The sequence below is a fragment of the Acinetobacter sp. GFQ9D191M genome, assembly GCF_011174875.1.
GTDB lineage: Bacteria > Pseudomonadota > Gammaproteobacteria > Pseudomonadales > Moraxellaceae > Acinetobacter.
On record NZ_JAALGV010000044.1, the window covers coordinates 1 to 16,929 of the forward strand.

Annotated in this window: 16 protein-coding genes and 2 pseudogenes; 7 read left to right on the top strand and 11 right to left on the bottom strand. The window is 42.0% G+C overall.

All coding sequences use genetic code 11. From position 1 onward, the window contains the following. Window positions 1-267: 267 nt before the first annotated feature. Both G5T77_RS08005 and G5T77_RS08010 read right to left on the bottom strand, forming a co-directional pair. Window positions 268-1,119, bottom strand: a pseudogene (locus G5T77_RS08005) (PP2C family serine/threonine-protein phosphatase); the annotation flags it as partial. 51 nt (window positions 1,120-1,170) lie between these two features. Beyond that, a complete protein-coding gene (locus G5T77_RS08010; protein ID WP_125278664.1) occupies window positions 1,171-1,980 on the bottom strand; it encodes a formate/nitrite transporter family protein in 810 nt (269 codons plus the stop codon). Window positions 1,981-2,260: 280 nt separating this feature from the next. Here G5T77_RS08010 and cynS point away from each other — a divergent pair, with 280 nt between their 5' ends. The 6 genes from cynS to G5T77_RS17435 all read left to right on the top strand — a co-directional run bounded on the left by cynS (window position 2,261) and on the right by G5T77_RS17435 (window position 8,068). After that, window positions 2,261-2,710 carry a cyanase gene (gene cynS, locus G5T77_RS08015; protein ID WP_004785763.1) on the top strand — a complete coding sequence of 150 codons (450 nt, stop codon included), beginning with the start codon at window positions 2,261-2,263 and terminating at the stop codon, window positions 2,708-2,710. A 349-nt stretch (window positions 2,711-3,059) separates the two neighbouring features. Beyond that, the gene (locus G5T77_RS08020) at window positions 3,060-5,216 is read left to right on the top strand and encodes a TonB-dependent siderophore receptor (RefSeq protein ID WP_166138847.1); all 2,157 of its coding nucleotides are present in this window, start codon (window positions 3,060-3,062) and stop codon (window positions 5,214-5,216) included. Between the two features lie 72 nt (window positions 5,217-5,288). Next, a complete protein-coding gene (locus G5T77_RS08025) occupies window positions 5,289-5,900 on the top strand; it encodes a DUF4198 domain-containing protein (RefSeq protein WP_166138845.1) in 612 nt (203 codons plus the stop codon). A gap of 45 nt (window positions 5,901-5,945) precedes the next feature. Then, window positions 5,946-6,224: a hypothetical protein gene (locus tag G5T77_RS08030; protein WP_166138842.1), complete on the top strand. Its 279-nt coding sequence runs from the start codon at window positions 5,946-5,948 to the stop codon at window positions 6,222-6,224. 3 nt (window positions 6,225-6,227) lie between these two features. Continuing rightward, entirely contained in the window at window positions 6,228-7,787 is a 1,560-nt protein-coding gene (locus G5T77_RS08035) for a PepSY-associated TM helix domain-containing protein (protein WP_166138840.1), read from the top strand. Beyond that, window positions 7,784-8,068: a hypothetical protein gene (locus G5T77_RS17435; RefSeq protein ID WP_166138836.1), complete on the top strand. Its 285-nt coding sequence runs from the start codon at window positions 7,784-7,786 to the stop codon at window positions 8,066-8,068. The genes G5T77_RS08035 and G5T77_RS17435 overlap by 4 nt, the downstream gene beginning before the upstream one ends. Before the next feature lie 97 nt (window positions 8,069-8,165). Here the strand turns inward: G5T77_RS17435 and G5T77_RS08045 are convergent, their stop codons facing one another. The 6 genes from G5T77_RS08045 to G5T77_RS08070 all read right to left on the bottom strand — a co-directional run bounded on the left by G5T77_RS08045 (window position 8,166) and on the right by G5T77_RS08070 (window position 13,233). Beyond that, window positions 8,166-9,059, bottom strand: coding sequence for a copper resistance protein B (locus G5T77_RS08045; protein ID WP_166138833.1), 894 nt, complete (start codon window positions 9,057-9,059; stop codon window positions 8,166-8,168). Beyond that, on the bottom strand, window positions 9,046-10,938 hold the full coding sequence (locus G5T77_RS08050; RefSeq protein ID WP_166138829.1) for a copper resistance system multicopper oxidase: 1,893 nt from the start codon (window positions 10,936-10,938) through the stop codon (window positions 9,046-9,048). The genes G5T77_RS08045 and G5T77_RS08050 overlap by 14 nt, the downstream gene beginning before the upstream one ends. 39 nt (window positions 10,939-10,977) lie before the next feature. Continuing rightward, the gene (locus G5T77_RS08055) at window positions 10,978-11,403 is read right to left on the bottom strand and encodes a hypothetical protein (protein ID WP_166138825.1); all 426 of its coding nucleotides are present in this window, start codon (window positions 11,401-11,403) and stop codon (window positions 10,978-10,980) included. A 118-nt stretch (window positions 11,404-11,521) separates the two neighbouring features. Further along, on the bottom strand, window positions 11,522-12,397 hold the full coding sequence (locus G5T77_RS08060; protein ID WP_166138822.1) for an MBL fold metallo-hydrolase: 876 nt from the start codon (window positions 12,395-12,397) through the stop codon (window positions 11,522-11,524). A gap of 2 nt (window positions 12,398-12,399) precedes the next feature. Then, on the bottom strand, window positions 12,400-12,816 hold the full coding sequence (locus tag G5T77_RS08065) for a DUF6691 family protein (RefSeq protein WP_125278655.1): 417 nt from the start codon (window positions 12,814-12,816) through the stop codon (window positions 12,400-12,402). Next, window positions 12,817-13,233 (bottom strand): YeeE/YedE family protein, encoded by a 417-nt coding sequence (locus tag G5T77_RS08070; protein ID WP_034170880.1) that lies wholly within the window; start codon window positions 13,231-13,233, stop codon window positions 12,817-12,819. A 99-nt stretch (window positions 13,234-13,332) separates the two neighbouring features. On the opposite strand from G5T77_RS08070, the gene G5T77_RS08075 reads away from it, so the two are divergent. Then, a complete protein-coding gene (locus G5T77_RS08075; RefSeq protein ID WP_166138819.1) occupies window positions 13,333-13,644 on the top strand; it encodes a metalloregulator ArsR/SmtB family transcription factor in 312 nt (103 codons plus the stop codon). 63 nt (window positions 13,645-13,707) lie between these two features. Here G5T77_RS08075 and G5T77_RS08080 read toward each other — a convergent pair whose 3' ends face one another. The 3 genes and pseudogenes from G5T77_RS08080 to G5T77_RS08090 all read right to left on the bottom strand — a co-directional run bounded on the left by G5T77_RS08080 (window position 13,708) and on the right by G5T77_RS08090 (window position 16,876). Next, window positions 13,708-14,439, bottom strand: coding sequence for an ABC transporter ATP-binding protein (locus tag G5T77_RS08080; RefSeq protein ID WP_166138816.1), 732 nt, complete (start codon window positions 14,437-14,439; stop codon window positions 13,708-13,710). Then, window positions 14,432-15,656: pseudogene (locus G5T77_RS08085) on the bottom strand (ABC transporter permease). Before G5T77_RS08085 ends, G5T77_RS08080 begins: the two are co-directional and overlap by 8 nt. Continuing rightward, complete coding sequence (locus G5T77_RS08090; protein ID WP_166138812.1) at window positions 15,653-16,876, bottom strand: efflux RND transporter periplasmic adaptor subunit; 1,224 nt, start codon at window positions 16,874-16,876, stop codon at window positions 15,653-15,655. Before G5T77_RS08090 ends, G5T77_RS08085 begins: the two are co-directional and overlap by 4 nt. Between the last annotated feature and the right edge of the window lie 53 nt (window positions 16,877-16,929).

Consider the following 16,929-nt stretch of genomic DNA (forward strand, 5'->3'; position numbering starts at 1 on the left):
TTTTGCTAGTCTAGAGCCTTTGTTTTTATCTCTCCCATTTTAAAAGGTGGTTGAAATCGTAATGATATAGTTCTTGTGGTTTCTGGTTGTGGATTGATTGCCGTAAATATACTAGTGACGCAAGTTGCCTAAAGCATAGAACGCTGTCTATTTTTTTTACTTATATTCACTCCAACCTTCTTAAATAAATGGCCATGCAATACTTAATAAAAGTAAAAGTCCTAATACAGCACAACTGATTTGCCAGAAACGTAAAGGATCACGTTCAATATACAGGCAACTGCGGTGATTTTGGTGCAGGATTTTGTCAATGGCATAGCCTTCAAATGCTTCACCTTTGCTGAGCTGGGGTGGAAAGACATAATCCTGGTGCATATAAAACTGATCTGGTTCAGGCAACTGCTCAATACGGAGCACTTGAAGACTTAAATTATCATCACTGCCCTGTTTTAAAGCCTGTTCAACCAGGAATTTGGCAAGCTGATTTAAGTGATCTGCTGCTAAGGTGAAATCTAATAATTGTTGGTCTGTAACAAACTCATAAACCCCATCAGTCATGAGTAGAAAGACATCTTTTTCTTTTAGTTCAAGGCTTTGATAATCAATTTCAATACGATAATCCACCCCTAAGGCACGACTGAGATAATGTTCTGTCGAAGACAGACAGACGCGATGATCATGGGTTAATAATTCAATTTCACCATCTCGGATTCGATAAATACGACTATCACCGACGTGAAAAATATGCGCCTGATGCTGCTTTAAAATCAGTGCGGATAAGGTACAGACATAGCCCCGATCTTTATCGAAACGTCCCTGACTTTGTTGAGTTTGTGCATATAACCATGAATTTGTGGCGCGAATCACCCGTGCTGCTGAAGTCTGGGTGCTCCAGGCATCCGAAGTCGAATAATAATCTGAGAGAAAACTGCTGACGGCTGTTTCTGCGGCAATGTGACTGACATTGCTACTGCCGATCCCGTCGGCAATCGCACAAGCTATACCTTTTTGCTTCAGTACATGACCTTCTGGTAAAAAGATGCCATAAAAATCCTGATTCTGATCTTTAATACCAGCCGTAGAATATTGTCCAATAGCGACTTTTAATGTTTTTTTCATATTGAAAACTCAAAAAGGGATCATATTGATCCCTTTAAAAATGATTCATTATTAGAATTCTTTTTTCGCGCCAGTACGTACGTGTGTGGTGTAAAGTGCCAGACCTGTTAAGGCTAAACCCCCTACCAGATTACCTAAAGCAACCGGTAATTCATTCCACAGGAAATAATCTGCAATCGAGAAGTCACCACCCATCATCATGGCAAATGGGAACAGGAACATGTTTACCACTGAATGTTCAAAGCCCATGGCAAAGAACAGCATCACTGGCATCCACATTGCGATGAACTTGCCACTCACTGTAGTTGACATCATTGCGCCAATCACCCCTAAAGACACCATCCAGTTACACAGCATGCCGCGAATAAAAATAGTTATCCAACCTGAGAAACCATAAGCCGCATAACCTAAGGTACGGTCTTCACCAATATGAGAAATCTTTTCACCGACTGGATTCGGATCAGTCGCAAAGCCCATGGTATAAACAGCAGCCATCAGTACTGCAACGACTAAACACCCAGTAAAGTTACCTAAAAATACCAGTCCCCAGTTTTTTAAAATGCGTGCCCAGGTTACGCCAGGACGTTTATCCAGCCATGCCAGCGGTGTTAATACAAATACCCCGGTTAGCAAGTCATAGCCCAATAAATACAACATGCAGAAGCCGACAGGAAACAGTAATGCGCCAATCAGTGGCACACCAGTTTGCACTGCAATCGTAATTGCAAATACGGCTGCCAAGGCCAAAATCGCACCTGCCATAAAGGCACGAATCAAAACATCACGGGTTGCCATATGAAGCTTGGATTCACCCGCATCTACTACTTTTTTTGCAAACTCCGCAGGAGCAAGATATGCCATGTTGTCGTCCTCTTTTTCAATATACGGACCTGTTTTTCGAAAAAAAGACGCCTAAGATCATTGAAGACCTTAGGCGCCGTTGCCTTGAATATTAGAACAGGTAATGGTGAATGGCGTCGTTGCCATGTATATCGGAATAGAAGCAAAAGCTATGCCACAAATAATTAACAATCACTTAAATATTCATTTTCTATTTAGCATGAACTCTAGAATGCTGTTGGCATGATATCTGCATTATGCGTTCTGCATACATTCATTTGAGAATAATTTGGAGAGGATTATGATTACCCATCGTCAACAAGTAACTGACATGATCATTTCAGCGAAAGTTTTAAAGTCAATTAAGTGGTCAGATGTTGCCAAAGAGATTGGTCTTTCTAAAGAATGGGTAACCGCTGCATGTTTAGGTCAGATGGCGTTTAATAAAGAGCAAGCAGAAAAGATTGGTCAGATTTTTGGCTTAAGTGATGAAGCCGTTGCATGGCTACAGATCGTGCCATATAAAGGTTCCCTGCCAACCAGCGTACCGACCGATCCTTTAATTTATCGTTGGTATGAAGTGGTGAATGTATATGGTTCTACCATTAAAGAACTGATTCATGAAGAATTTGGTGACGGTATTATGAGCGCGATTGATTTTAGTATGGATATTCAACGCGAAGAAAATCCGAATGGCGACCGTGTCAATGTCGTATTGTCTGGCAAGTTCTTGCCTTATAAAACTTATTGATCAATATCATTTATAAAAAGCCATCAATGTGATGGCTTTTTTTTATTTCATTTTTCTTTTTATATTTGAGCATTAATCTCATTCTCTACATGAAAAAAATTTAGCGAATATACTTTATAAATTTAAAAAATTAATATGAAGTCAATAATTTACATATTATTTTACTAAAATAAATCGTTTTTATTTTAAGCAAAATCTTAACCCCTTCTTCTTTTAATCTGCTTTAACTGCAAAGTATTCCTCTATCAATGAGTAATTTTTAATTTAAATTTCCTATTGTATTTAGATTGATTTAAAAATATCTAATCAATAACATTAGCGATAATTATTATCATTTACATCCATTAAAATGTTTTATACCAATCATCCAACTTTCAAGCTATCTTTGCTCAGTTTTGCCATATTGATGACACAGCAAAGTTTTGCAGAAAATAGTCAGCAACTTCCTACCATCACGATAGTCACTGATGCAGCACAAACAACAGAAAGCTCTGAACAGACTAAAAGCTATATTATTCAAAATTCTGCAACAGCTTCTAAACTAAATATTCCTCTTAAGGAAACGCCACAAACAGTGAATGTAGTGACGCGTCAACAATTAGATGACTTTGCACTGGATAATACCCGTGATGTACTCCGCAACTCACCGGGGATCATTGTAAGTAACCAGGAGACCGAACGAACTTCCTATCTATCACGTGGTTTTGAAATCTCAAACGTATTGGTAGACGGCGTTGGGATTCCGCTTGAAGGCTATAACTACAATAATGACAATCCAGACAGCTTTTTATTTGACCGTATAGAGATCGTTAAAGGTGCAAATGCCTTAAATAATGGTATTGGCGATCCGGGCGCTACCATTAATATGATTAGAAAACGCCCTACTCAGGAACTTCAGGCCGCGTTTAATACCAGTTATGGTTCATGGAATACCCAACGTTATGAAGCAGATGTTTCCTCTCCCCTGACACAGGATGGAAAAATCAGAGGCCGAGTATTTGGCTATCAGCAGACAGGTGATAGTTATCTGGATCACTATGAACTCGAAAAAAATGGCATTGGTGCCGTGGTTGAGGCTGACCTGACTGATTCGACCTTAATAACTGCTGGTTATACCGAAACGAATCATAATCCCAATGGGGTCAATTGGGGTTCTAATCCTTTAATCAATACTGAAGGTGAACAGTTAAGCTATTCAAGAAATTATAATTACAGTCCGGACTGGGCCTACTGGGACAGTAATATTAAAAACTATTTTGCCGAGATCGAACAACAACTTGGCGCTGATTGGAAAGCTAAACTGAGTTATGAGGAAAAACGGACTGACCGGGATTCAAAACTTTTATTCCTGTCCGGTAAACCTGGTGCTGACGGTACTTCAGGTATTTTCTTATATCCAGGTATGTATATTGATGACAACAAGGAACAGCAGGCCAGTCTGAGTTTTAGTGGCACCTATCCACTTTGGGGACAACAACATGAGGCATCTTTTGGCTATATCTGGGCTGAAAACAATCTGAATGAGTTAGGTTATGCAGGCAGCTTTACCAACCCACTTACCACAGATTTATCCAGTTTTACGCCGCCCGAACCAGTTTGGGATATGTCAAAAACCAGTGGTGAGATGCACATCCGGCAAAAAAACCAAAGCCTATATGCCGCCACCCGTTTACATATGACTGACGATCTGAAACTGCTTTTAGGTGCCAACTATGTTCAGGCTGAAAGTACAGGCAGCAGTTATGGAACAGACACGATTTATGATGAGAATAAGCTATTACCTTATGCAGGCCTGACTTATGAATTTAGTCCTGAATATACAGGTTATCTAAGCTATACCTCAATTTTCCGTCCACAAACAACTAAAGCGCTGGATGGCAGTATTAATAAACCGGTTGAAGGTGAAAGTTATGAAGCCGGGATTAAAAGTTCCTGGCTAGATGATAAGCTCACCGCAACTATGGCCGTGTTCAGAACGGAGCAAAGTAATTATCCGCTTCGTGATTCTGATGGTATTCCGACTTTACGCACAACTCAGGTCAGTGACCTGCGTTCCCAAGGCTACGAGTTTGGCTTGGCGGGACAACTGACCGACCATTTTAACTTAAGCTTTGGTTATACCCAGTTTAGTCTTAAAGATCTGATCAACGGTGGTGATGCCCGTACCTTTAATCCTAATCAGTCTTTTAATCTTCTGACCACCTATCAGGTGCCACAGATTCCAAAACTGAAACTGGGCCTTGGTGTGCAATGGCAGGATAAAACTTATCTAGAAGTTCCTGAAGCTGCTACAGAGGGTGTTGTTACCCAACAAGCAGGCATTATCAAACAGGATGCATATGCGCTTGTGAATCTGATGGCCAGTTATGAACTCAATGATCACATTACTTTGCAGGCCAACGGGAATAATCTGACCAATGAAAAATACTTATTTAATTTCCCGAATCAGCAAGGCTTCTATGGTGCACCGGCAAATTACAGTGTGGCCGTAAAATTCAAATATTAATTTTTCGCTTGAGCTTTGAAAGAATATTCGGAGCTCATTTTCTTATATGTAAACAATAATCAGGTAGAATTCATGAAAAAAATCATTACTTTGACAATTGGACTGTCAATGGCCCTTTCTACTCAGGCCCATATGCTTTGGCTAGAACGTGCTTCAGATGCAAAAACACATGCATTTTTTGGTGAATATAGTGAACAGCTCAAAGAGACTCAAGAAGGTGCCTTAAAGTCATTCAGCCAAGCAAAAGCGATTCAGACTAAAAAACAATTTAGTCCCCAACTACACCAGGATCATCTGGTCTACTCTACAAAAGATCAAGCAGATGTAGAGCTCTATCATGAACTGATCTATGGGGAGTCCTTACTCAGCTATCACGCGAAATCCGGCAGACAAAACCTGAAAGCAGACTCAGAGCTGGATATCGTACCGGTTCAACCGAACAGTAATACTTTTACAGTCATGTATCAGGGTAAACCCGCTGCGGATGTCAAAGTGACTGTCTATTCCCCACAGCACTGGCTTAAAAACTATACGACCAACAAGCATGGCCAAATTAATATTGCTACGCCATGGAAGGGTCAATATGTACTAGAGGTGAGTCAAGAAGTAGACAAGACAGGAAAATTGAATCAGCAAGTGTATAAGAAACAGTACCTGGTCACTACCTTAAGCTTCGTGCATTAAGTTGCCTCAATATTTATTTATACAGATTCATATAAAGGCCTTTCCATGATTTCTACCCTTCAGCCACTTGCTATCCTGTATCGATTAGGCATGAGCTTTGGTATTGGTTATTTATGTAGTTATCTGATTGCTCTCGATCTGGCCTATTTTTTACAGGCGAGTTTACCCAAAGCTGAATCGGTTTATCTGGCTGCCTTTATTGCCCTCATTTTTTATGTCTGTTTTGTGATTGGAATCTTCTGTATCCAAAGTCTTAAAACACTTTCAGTCTATAGCCTGATTCCTCTCATTGTTTTATTTGTCATTTCCCGCTTCATAGGTTAAACCATGCATAAATCTGTCCGTCAATCTATGGCATGGCTACATTCATGGCTAGGTTTAAGTTTTGGCTGGCTCCTCTTCGCGATCTTTTTAACAGGTGCAGTCACCTATTATCGCCATGAAATTACAATGTGGATGCAGCCACAATTTGCCAAGATGCAGGTTAACCAGGAAACTGCTTTAAAAACTGCTTATAGTTATTTACAGCAACATGCACCTGATGCACAGAACTGGTATATCGGGGTAGCGAATCAGGATTTACCGGTTAATAAAATTTATTGGCAAACTGCAGAGGGTGCTTATCAACTTAAAACCCTGGATGCTATGACAGGTAAGGAATTAACGCTTTCGGCTACACAGGGCGGAGATTTTTTCTATAACTTTCATTTTCAGCTATATGGCGTACCTTATACCATTGGCCGTCTGATTGTCACCATTGCTGCATTCATCATGTTGATGACCCTGATTTCCGGAATCATTACCCATAAAAAAATTCTGACCGACTTCTTTACTCTGAGAGCTTTTAAAGGACAACGTTCCTATCTGGATTTTCATAATGTCAGTTCCGTCATTGCGCTACCGTTCTTTTTAACTATGACTTTTACTGGACTGGCTATTTTCTTTTATATTGTTTTGCCTTCTGGCATGAAGCAGCTATATCCAGAAAATCCATTTCAATATTTTGAAGAAATCCGAACCAAAAATGTGCTTGCTCCCTCTGCTGTGCCCATTAAAACGGAGATGTTACCGATTCAACATTTTATCACTACGGCGCAGCAGCACTGGGGAAAATCAGAATTTGACAATATTACCGTGAAGCAGCCGAATACCCAACTGGCAAAGATTACCTTAACCGAATTGAAAGATCATTCTATTACCCGCAATCAGGCACAACTCGTATTAAATGCGACGACAGGCAAATTGCTTGAAAACACCCGTAATGACAGTGCAATTGCTACCCTGAATGCTGGAGTATATGGTTTGCATATGGCACGTTTTGCCGAACCTGTTTTACGTTTCGCCCTATTTTTCTCAGGCATATTAGGCTGTGCCATGATCGCTTCCGGATTATTGCTCTGGAGCCTGAAACGACAGATGCAGAAAAAATCGGATCGTTTTCACTTTGGATATTATCTGGTGAATCGTCTGAATATCACCATTATAATTGGTTTACCTATTGCCATGCTGGCTTATCTTTATGCAAACCGTTTGATTCACATTCCTGTGGGCACCACAAATTATGAAATCTATATCTTCTTTAGTATTTGGCTGAGTAGTTTTATCTTGGCCTGTTTAACGCCACAACAGCATTTATGGAAAACGCAGCTTAAAATTCTCATCTGTGCCGCTTTTATGCTTCCACTCATCGACCTGTATTATTTGTGGTCCCAGCATTATCTGGATTCTTTTGCGAACTATTGGCTGTTTTTGCGTATCGATCTGATGCTCTGGATCTTGGCACTTCTCGCTTACTTCCTACATCAGAAAATTACACCTATCCAGCAAAAAGCCGTTCATAAAATTCAGGCCAAGCTTAAAACCGCACAGCAGGAGTCTTCTTCATGATATGGATGGCAATAGTAGGATTGATCTGGATGGCCTGTTTTGGTTTTTATGCCGTGAGTGAAAAACAGATTTTAAAAACCAGACAATCTCGATATTCTTTTCTGGTGAGTTATCCGGTCATCGTTAAATTGATCTCAGGTAGTCTTTTACTGTTGGTATTGTCCCTTTTACGAACTCAATTCAGTAGTAGTATTAGCTTTATCGCACTTTGGGTTGTTATAAGTCCAATCGTATTTATATTTATTCTGAAAATGAATAATTTAAAACAAAGAAAAATATAAAAGTTTATAGAGGCCTTAAGAATAAGATATAGCTGAGTATATGAGGCGAGAAAATGATTTTCCCGCCTCATAAATATTAGCTTACATACATATCTGTTTAGAACATCATTCTTAAACCGATTCCATAACGCCCGCCCTGTTCAGAATCAGATGCGTCCTGCCATGAAGTTTTCTCGTTGCCCTTGGAATATTCATAAGCAATATCAAGGTAAGGCATGATCTTTTTATTGACCTCATAACGAGTTTCCAGACCGAATGCCGCATGACTTATTCCAGTCTTTTTAGCATTGGCTGCTTTATCCTTCAAAATGAGGTCAACTTCAACATAAGGCTGCAAAATCAGTTTTTGTGTGAGTAGCAGATCACGTTCTGTTTCTAGCTCAAGTCCGATAAAATCATCTTGACCAAGATACAGATGTGCATTGGTTTCAAAGAAATACGGCGCCAACCCATGGAATCCAAATATTGCATCTACATGTTCAATATTTTGCCCAGCATTAGGCTGACCCAAATTTTCCTGACGGTAGCGAAGACCCGCCTGAGCATCCCAGAAATCTGAAATATTCCGGCTATACAGAGCTTGGACTGCATATTCTGTTGCTCTGGATTCCTGCTTGTCAGCTTTGAGTTTAATGAACAGTTTATTTTCATCCGTGCCAATCCGAAGCTCATTCTCAGACTGTAAGCCTCCCTCACCTTCTGAGTTTTTGATCCATTTATTGTCCAGTTTGACCCGCGTATAAATTTGCCCTCCATGTTCCTTGCGATGATCATGTTCGCTGGAATAGGTTGAAGCTGAATCTGGAATTAAATTTTCAGTAATTTCCGGTGCTACTGAAGTTAAATGGTGCTCTGACGATTGGAGTGATTGTTGATGATGCATCGAATGATCAGCATACTGTTGAGATATATCTTCGGCAAAAACAGTCATATTTCCCAACGCCAATACACTAGCCAAAACAGGCTTCAAACAAAGATTAATGGTGTGCATGAGCATCTCCTTGTTTTTCTACTGGTTTTGTCATGTGATGATGGGAATGCTCTTCCCGCACAGTATTCTGAGTCGAAACGTCATTTTCCTGAACATTTGCTACAATCAGTTTATTCATCATTCCGGCAGTCATGTGATACAACAGATGACAATGAATCGCCCATTCACCTAGTTCATCTGCAGTCAGCAAAGTCGTAACGGTTTTTCCAGGTGGGACAATCACTGTATGTTTATTCGGCATATCTATTGCAGACTGGCCATTTTCGAGCTGCATGAACATGCCATGTAAATGCATCGGATGTGCCATCATACTGTCATTGATAAATTTCAGCCTGATCCGTTCCCCAAATTTCACTTTGAGCGGCTCTGCTTCATTAAATTTCTTGCCGTTCATGGTCCAGATATACCGTTCCATGGTGCCGCCTAAACGAATCACCAATTCGCTTTCTGCGTCGCGAATATCTTTTTGCGGAGTTAAAGATTTGAGGTCGCTATATTGCAAAGCTTTATGCCCTACCGGTGTAGAGGCATTGGCCCAGCCGTAAACTGGTTGCTGCGTAAAAGTTTTGGCATCTTTTTTATATTGCATATGCCCGGTCATATTTGAATGAGCCATATGATCCAAAGCGGATGAAGTATCTGAATGCTCGGTATGATTGCCCTTTCCTTGCTCGATCACTTTGGCCGATGCATGCTGCTTATGCCCTATCATTGAATGTTCAGTATCTTTTTTAACATTTATGTCATGGCTAGCATGATTCTGATGATTCATCTGCTCGTGTGCTTCACCCTGCATATTGCCATGTCCCATATCTTCCATGGTCAATAAGGCACGAGGACGGGATATAGGTTTGTGTATGGCATGATGAGCTGGCTTTAATTCATTCTGTAAGCTGCCAATCGCAAAACCGGAACGGTCAATCGATTCAGCTTCAATCTGATAATGTTCCGCAGTGGGCTCCACAATCACATCATAGGTTTCTGCGGCACCAATGCGGAATTCATCGACAACTACAGGTTTAACAGGCTGCCCGTCTGCACTGACGACTGTCATTTTTAACTGTGGAATACGCACATCAAAAAATGACATGGCAGAGGCATTGATAAAACGCAGTCGCACTTTTTCATTCGGTTTAAACTGTCCTATCCAGTTCTGTTCAGGCGTTTTTCCATTCACCAAAAAGGTATAGCCGGTTACATCAGACAGATCAGTTTTCAGCATGCGCATCTGGTTCCACATTTTGCGATCATTCCAGGTGGCTTTAAGCCCTTCCCGTTTGATTTGCTGAAAAACATCGCTCAGAGTTTCACGCTGATTTTGATAATACTCGGCAGATTTTTTTAAATTATTCATGATCTGCTGGCCGGACTGCTCATGAAATTCTGAAAGCATGACCACATAATCACGCTCGGTCTGCTCATGTGCAGGAACTTCCGCCTGGTTTTTAGGATAGATTACAAAGGCGCCGTAAAGGCCGTCCTGTTCCTGCCCCTTGGAATGGGCATGATACCAGTAGGTTCCACTCTGACGAATTTTAAAGCGATAGACAAATTCCTGATTAGGTGCAATGCCCTGAAACCCGTTAAAACCGGGGACACCATCCATCAGGCCGGGTAGCAATAAACCATGCCAATGCAGAGAGCTTTCTTTATTCTTTAGCTTGTTTTTGACGCGAATAACAGCTTCATCACCTTCCTCAAATTCCAGTAAAGGTGCAGGAAATTTTCCATTCACTGTAATACGTTGTACGGTTTTACCGGTGATATTGACTGGACCTTCATCAATAACCAGCTGATATTCTTTTACAGCAGCCAATAATGAAGACGAGATCACTAAACTTAAGCCCAATAACAGGCTTTGACTAATTTTAATCGACATAACTTAATCCTTGATTTATTAAAATATAAATAACGAGGATTAAGTTTTAGGTGGGCGCAGAATTTCCTGCCAATACCCGGCAAGGTGCTTGGCTTGATAATTAGAGATAAAAGTGGTTTCTAAGGCATGAATCTCAGGAAGAGTTAACTTCGAGATTTCCACATCGATCCAGCTACTCAGACTATGGCAAGAGCTATAAATACAATCCAGACAGTCATCTTTATGGTCATTTAAGTCGGAGTGGCAATTCATGTCCTGTCTCATATCATGAGCAGAACCATGCATAGCTTGATGCTGGCGATGTAACTTCTCTATTTTTGCCATTTCCTGACAATGGGAACTCATCTGCTTGGCTGACGTTTCCAGATGCATCGTTTTTGCTGAAGCAATCGACATGCCGCTCCAGCTTACGGCGAATACCATAAGCATCACAAACCAGATCTGTTTAAAGAACTGTCTGAGCACGATGCACCCTGAAAATATAAAAATGAGTTAACCCAAATAGCATAGGGTGGAATATTAAAATTCGCAAACTTTATAAGCGCTTAATTTAAAGATTAATATTTTGTTCCTGATAAATTGATCACTTCTTAAAATAATTTAGCGGCAGCTTCAAATAAGACACGCCATTGGCTTCTGGCATTGGGAACTGTCCGCCATTCATATTAATCTGGATCGCAGGCAAAATCAGTTTAGGCATACTTAGACCTGCATCACGCTGCTGACGCATCTGTACAAATTCAGATTTGCTAATCCCTTCACGGATATGAACGTTTTGCTGTTTTTGCTGCTGAATCGTGGTTTCACATTGATATTCATGACGTGACTCTGGCAAATAGTCATGACACAAAAATACACGGGTGCTTTCCGGGAGCTGAAACAGCTTGTGAACAGAATCATATAAAACCGAGGCACTGCCATTTGGAAAATCACAACGAGCCGTGCCATAGTCCGGCATAAACAGTGTATCCCCTACAAAGACGGCGTTACCAATCACATAGCTTAAACAGGCAGGTGTATGGCCTGGCGTAGGAATATTATAAACTTCCAGTTCTCCAATCTTGAAATGCTCACCATCCTCAAACAGATAGTCAAAAGGCTGATGCGCATTGATCTGTTTCATGTCCAGATGATATATCTTGGCAAACGTTTCCTGCACCAGCGCAATTTTCTTACTGATTGCAATCTTGCCACCTAATTGCTGTTTCAGATATTGTGCGGCTGTCAGATGATCAGCATGTACATGGGTTTCCAGAATCCATTCCACGGTCAAAACTTGTGATTTCACATAGGCAATCATCTGATCGGCATGCTCGGTCGATGTGGTGGCAGACGCAGCATCGTAATCCAGCACGCTATCAATAATGGCACATTGGGCAGTTTGAGGATCGCTCACCACATAACTAAAAGTATTGGTATTTTTATCAAAAAACGCTTTGACGTTTGGCTGCTGTGTCATATTTATACTCCTGCCCATTTACGGTGAATCCAGACCCCAAGCAGCATAGCTGCAATAAAATACAAGGCTTGATAATGTCCCAAACCAATCAGGGTAAAACTGGGTGCCGGACAAATGCCTGCAATTCCCCAACCGATACCAAATAATAAACTACCCGCCAGCAGTTTAGGATCAATCTTTTGATTCTTTGGTAAATCAATGGGTTCATTAAATAAAGTGGTCGGATGTGGATTATGTTTAGCTTTCTGGAAAGGAATAAAAGCCACCAGAATTGCCCCCATCATGACAAAGGCAAGACTGGCATCCCAATCCCCAAACAGATCCAGAAAATCCAGAACTTTTTCAGGATTAGACATACCTGAGAGCATTAAGCCGACTGAAAACAGGCCACCAAATAGAAAAGCGAATAGATTTTTCATTTAGATAGCTCCAACCAGATGACGAACAACATAAACCGTGATAAATCCCGCCAGCATAAAAGACCCGGTCGCAACAAAGGAGCGATTTGACAGACGGCTAATCCCACAGATGCCATGTCCACTGGTACAACCTGAACCTAAACGTGTACCAAAACCAACCAGCAAACCGGCAATGACCATCATCCATGGGCTGGCATTCAGCTCAATTTCTGGCTGAAACAATACGCCGTAGATAAATGGAACTATAAATAGTCCTGCTAAAAACCAGACCGCAGGAGTTTTGAAAATTGTCTTTCGATTAAGTACCTGCCCAACCAACCCACTCACGCCCGCAATACGGCCATTCACATACAGATAGCCGACCACTGAAAGACCAAGCAGTAATCCACCGAGAAACGCTGCCAAAAAGTCATGCATGAGCATATTCCACTTAAAATATATAATTTTATATTATATAATTATAAATATTAATCAAGATGGTTTTTAAATATTGTGTGACTAATACAGGTTTTTTATATGACAGCAGATGAAACTCAGACACGTATTGATTTTTCTCAGGCTCATGTGGTAAGCGAACGCTTAAAAGTGTTGTCGAATTCTGACCGACTGAAAATTCTATGTGTACTGGTCGATAGTGAAATGAATGTGCAACAGATTGAGCTACAAACAGATATTAACCAACCCACTCTCTCACAACAACTTACGGTGCTCCGAAAAGCCGAAATGGTCAGCACGCGTCGTGAAGGAAAGCAGATTTTCTATCAGCTTTCCGACCCCAAAGTACTTACCCTGATGCAAACCTTGTATCAGCTTTATTGCAAGGCTTAAGTGATAAGAAAAATCTTTATTTATCCATAATTGGAGAATACAAATTCTTAAAATATTTAAAAATTAAGTATTTTCAGGAATATCTGCTGGAGCTGTTCTGGTATCACTTTGAATCAGGCCGTCAACTAACTTGATGGTGCGATCACAACTAATAGACAAGCGCGGATCATGAGTCACCAGCAAAATGGCACAGCCCTGTTCCTTATTTACTTTACGAAACAGTTCAAAAACTTCAGACGCGGTCTGGGTATCCAAGTTCCCGGTCGGTTCATCGGCCAGTAACAAGGCGGGTTCTGTAATCAGTGCTCGAGCGATTGCAACACGTTGCTGTTGCCCGCCGGAAAGCTCATTCGGTTTTCGATGTGCATACTTTTCCAGCCCGACTGCAGCCAGAAGTTCATAGGCTCGGTCTAGAGCCTTTTGATCAGGCTTTCCATGTGCCATCATTAACGGCATAAGGACATTGTCTAATGCATTAAAAGCTTGAATCAGATGGTGAAACTGAAATACAAAACCAATACTGCTGCCGCGTAATGCGGTACGTGCAGCGTCATCCATACGGCTGGTGGGTTGACCAAGCAGATATAGTTCACCGCTAGTTGGCTGGTCCAATAGACCCAGAATATTCAATAAAGTACTTTTCCCCGAGCCTGAAGGACCAATTAGTGCTGCAAAGTCATTACGTTCAATACACAAATCAATGCCATGCAGAACTTCGACTTCATTAGGCTGACCAATATTATAAGATTTACGTAGTGCTTCCAGCCGCAAGACTTCATTCGATGAATCAGACATGACGAATTGCCTCCACAGGATCAAGTGCCGCAGCACGACGGGATGGTATAGCCGCTGCCACTACACCAGTCAATGTGGCCAGCAATAAAGCCAGCAATAGCAGATTGATTGAAATTGGAATATAGAACAGGCCTGGGCCAAATTCATTAAAGATCCAGACCAGTAAATAACTGACTGCACTGCCGATAATAGACCCCAACAAGCCAAAAATTGCGCCTTGAAACAGGAAAACGCGCAGGATTTGTCTTTGTGTAGCCCCTGTCGCCCTTAAAATGCCAATTTCACGAGTCCGTTGTACGACACTGACTGACAAGACGCTAGCAATACCAAAAGCAACGGATATGGCCACAAAAATAATAATCATATTGGTGGAAAGGCTTTGCGCTGAGATGGCATTCATTAACTGACCATTGGTTTTAATCCAGCTTTCTGCCTGTAAGGATGTCAAACGCCCGACCTGCGTTGCAATATTTTCTGCTTCAAAAATATCTTCTACCGTCAGGTCTATTACAGTGATCCCGCCTGGCAGGCTGAGTTAAGGACTGTGCCTGTTTTAAATCCATATAGACATAGCGCGAATCCAGCTCACGTACTCCAAGTTCAAAAATTCCGGAAATATTTACGACAGTACTGTTGTCCTGACCGGTGTCTAATCGTAATTTGCTACCCACCTGTACACCCAGATCTTTAGCCAGCTGACTGCCAATCATTACATCATCTGCACCGACACGTAACTGCCCACTGATCATATATTCTTTGAGTGGAATTATTTTCTGATAACGTTCTGGATCCATGCCCACCAGCGCAACCGATTCCTGAGCTTCACCGCGCTGTGCGAATGCAGGTCCAGAAACTACTGGAGAAACAGCTGTCAATAAAGGCACCTGATCCAAGGTCGTCACGACCTCTTGCCAATTATTGATAGAGCGTAGTCTTTGGGCCCGTTTATCTTCTAGAACCAGCTGCACAGTGCCTGCGGGTGCGGGTATAACTTGGTTCACTTCATCGGGAGACAATAAACGGATATGTGCCTGTGTCCCTAAAGTCCTTTCGATGATATTAGACTGCAAGCCCTGTATCAGTGCCGAGATAAAAACAATCACAGACACCCCTACAGCAACACCCACTGTAATCATCAGAGACTGCATTCGGCCTTCTCGCAAAAAACTGATTGCGATCTTCCATTCAATCCAGAGACGCCCTAGTAATTTTTTCACTCGAATTTCACCGGTAATTCATTTTTATTGCTGGCATCATTATTCTGGTCGGCATAGTTGATTTCTTCGGGCTTAAATCGAACTCGTGTGCCATCTTTTAAAGTTGAAGTTGCATCTGACAGTACCTGGTCACCCACTTTTAAACCGGAAATCACTTCAGACATGGCTAGTCCGCGCAGACCCAGTTTCACTTTTTGTCGCTGGATTTTGCTATCACGTACCAGTAATACGGTGGCCTGATCGCCCTGTACTTTCCCTAGAGCATCATTCGGAATCGCTAAGGTACGATCACGGCGACCTGTCTCGACATTAACCGATACCGTCATATCCTGACGCAGGAAATCAGGTACCGGATCAACCGATAGACGCACTTCTACCGTGCCGCGTTGAGGATCGATACTCGGTGCAATAAAATTAATCCGGGCTGGGAAAGGTTTATCCGGGTAAGCATCGGCAATTGCAGTCGCTTTCTGGGACAACGCCAGTCGTGACAGATTACGTTCATCCAGTGGTACACGGATTTCGGTATTACCATCCATTGCAATGGTAAATAAGGTACGTCCTGGCTGAACCAGATCGCCAGGCTCAACATCACGGGTCAGCACCGTTCCAGCAACAGTTGCCCGGATTTTAGTTTTAGCCAGTTGAGCCTGTGCCACCGAAAGCTGCTCACGTAATGAAGCCTCTTCTACCTGACCAGGTGCCAGTGCAGCTGCTTTTAAACGCACAGTTTCATAATTATTGCGTGCTACCCTTTCTGCCTCTACAGCCTGTTCAATTTCTTCTGCCGAAAGGATGCCTGCTTCGGCATTGCGACGGCGCGTCGCTTCACGGCTGGCCTGTTCCAGCTGAGCTTTTGCTGAAGCCAATTCTGCTGAGGCTTGTGGACGGCGATTGGTTGCCAGTTCATTCAATGCGACTTCTGCCTGACGAACTTGAGCTGCCAGTTCATCTGATTTAAGTACAACCAGCAAATCGCCCGGTTTGACCCGATCACCTTCCTTAACCCGACGTTCCAGCACAACACCAGTTACTTCACTACCGACTTGAGCACGTGAAACGGTGATCACCTGCCCGGTGGCAACCACTGATTGCACCAGCGGCATCGGCTCTAAGGTATAACCTGTGACTTGTGGCCCTTGCCACCAGCGAAATACGCCAAATGCAGCGAGCAGAAGTAAAAGAATCAGGACAATATATTTATAGCGGATAGCGCGCAATGTGCTTCTCCATTCTGGTTAAAAGCGCAGTTGTGAACCGTACCGGGTTTGTC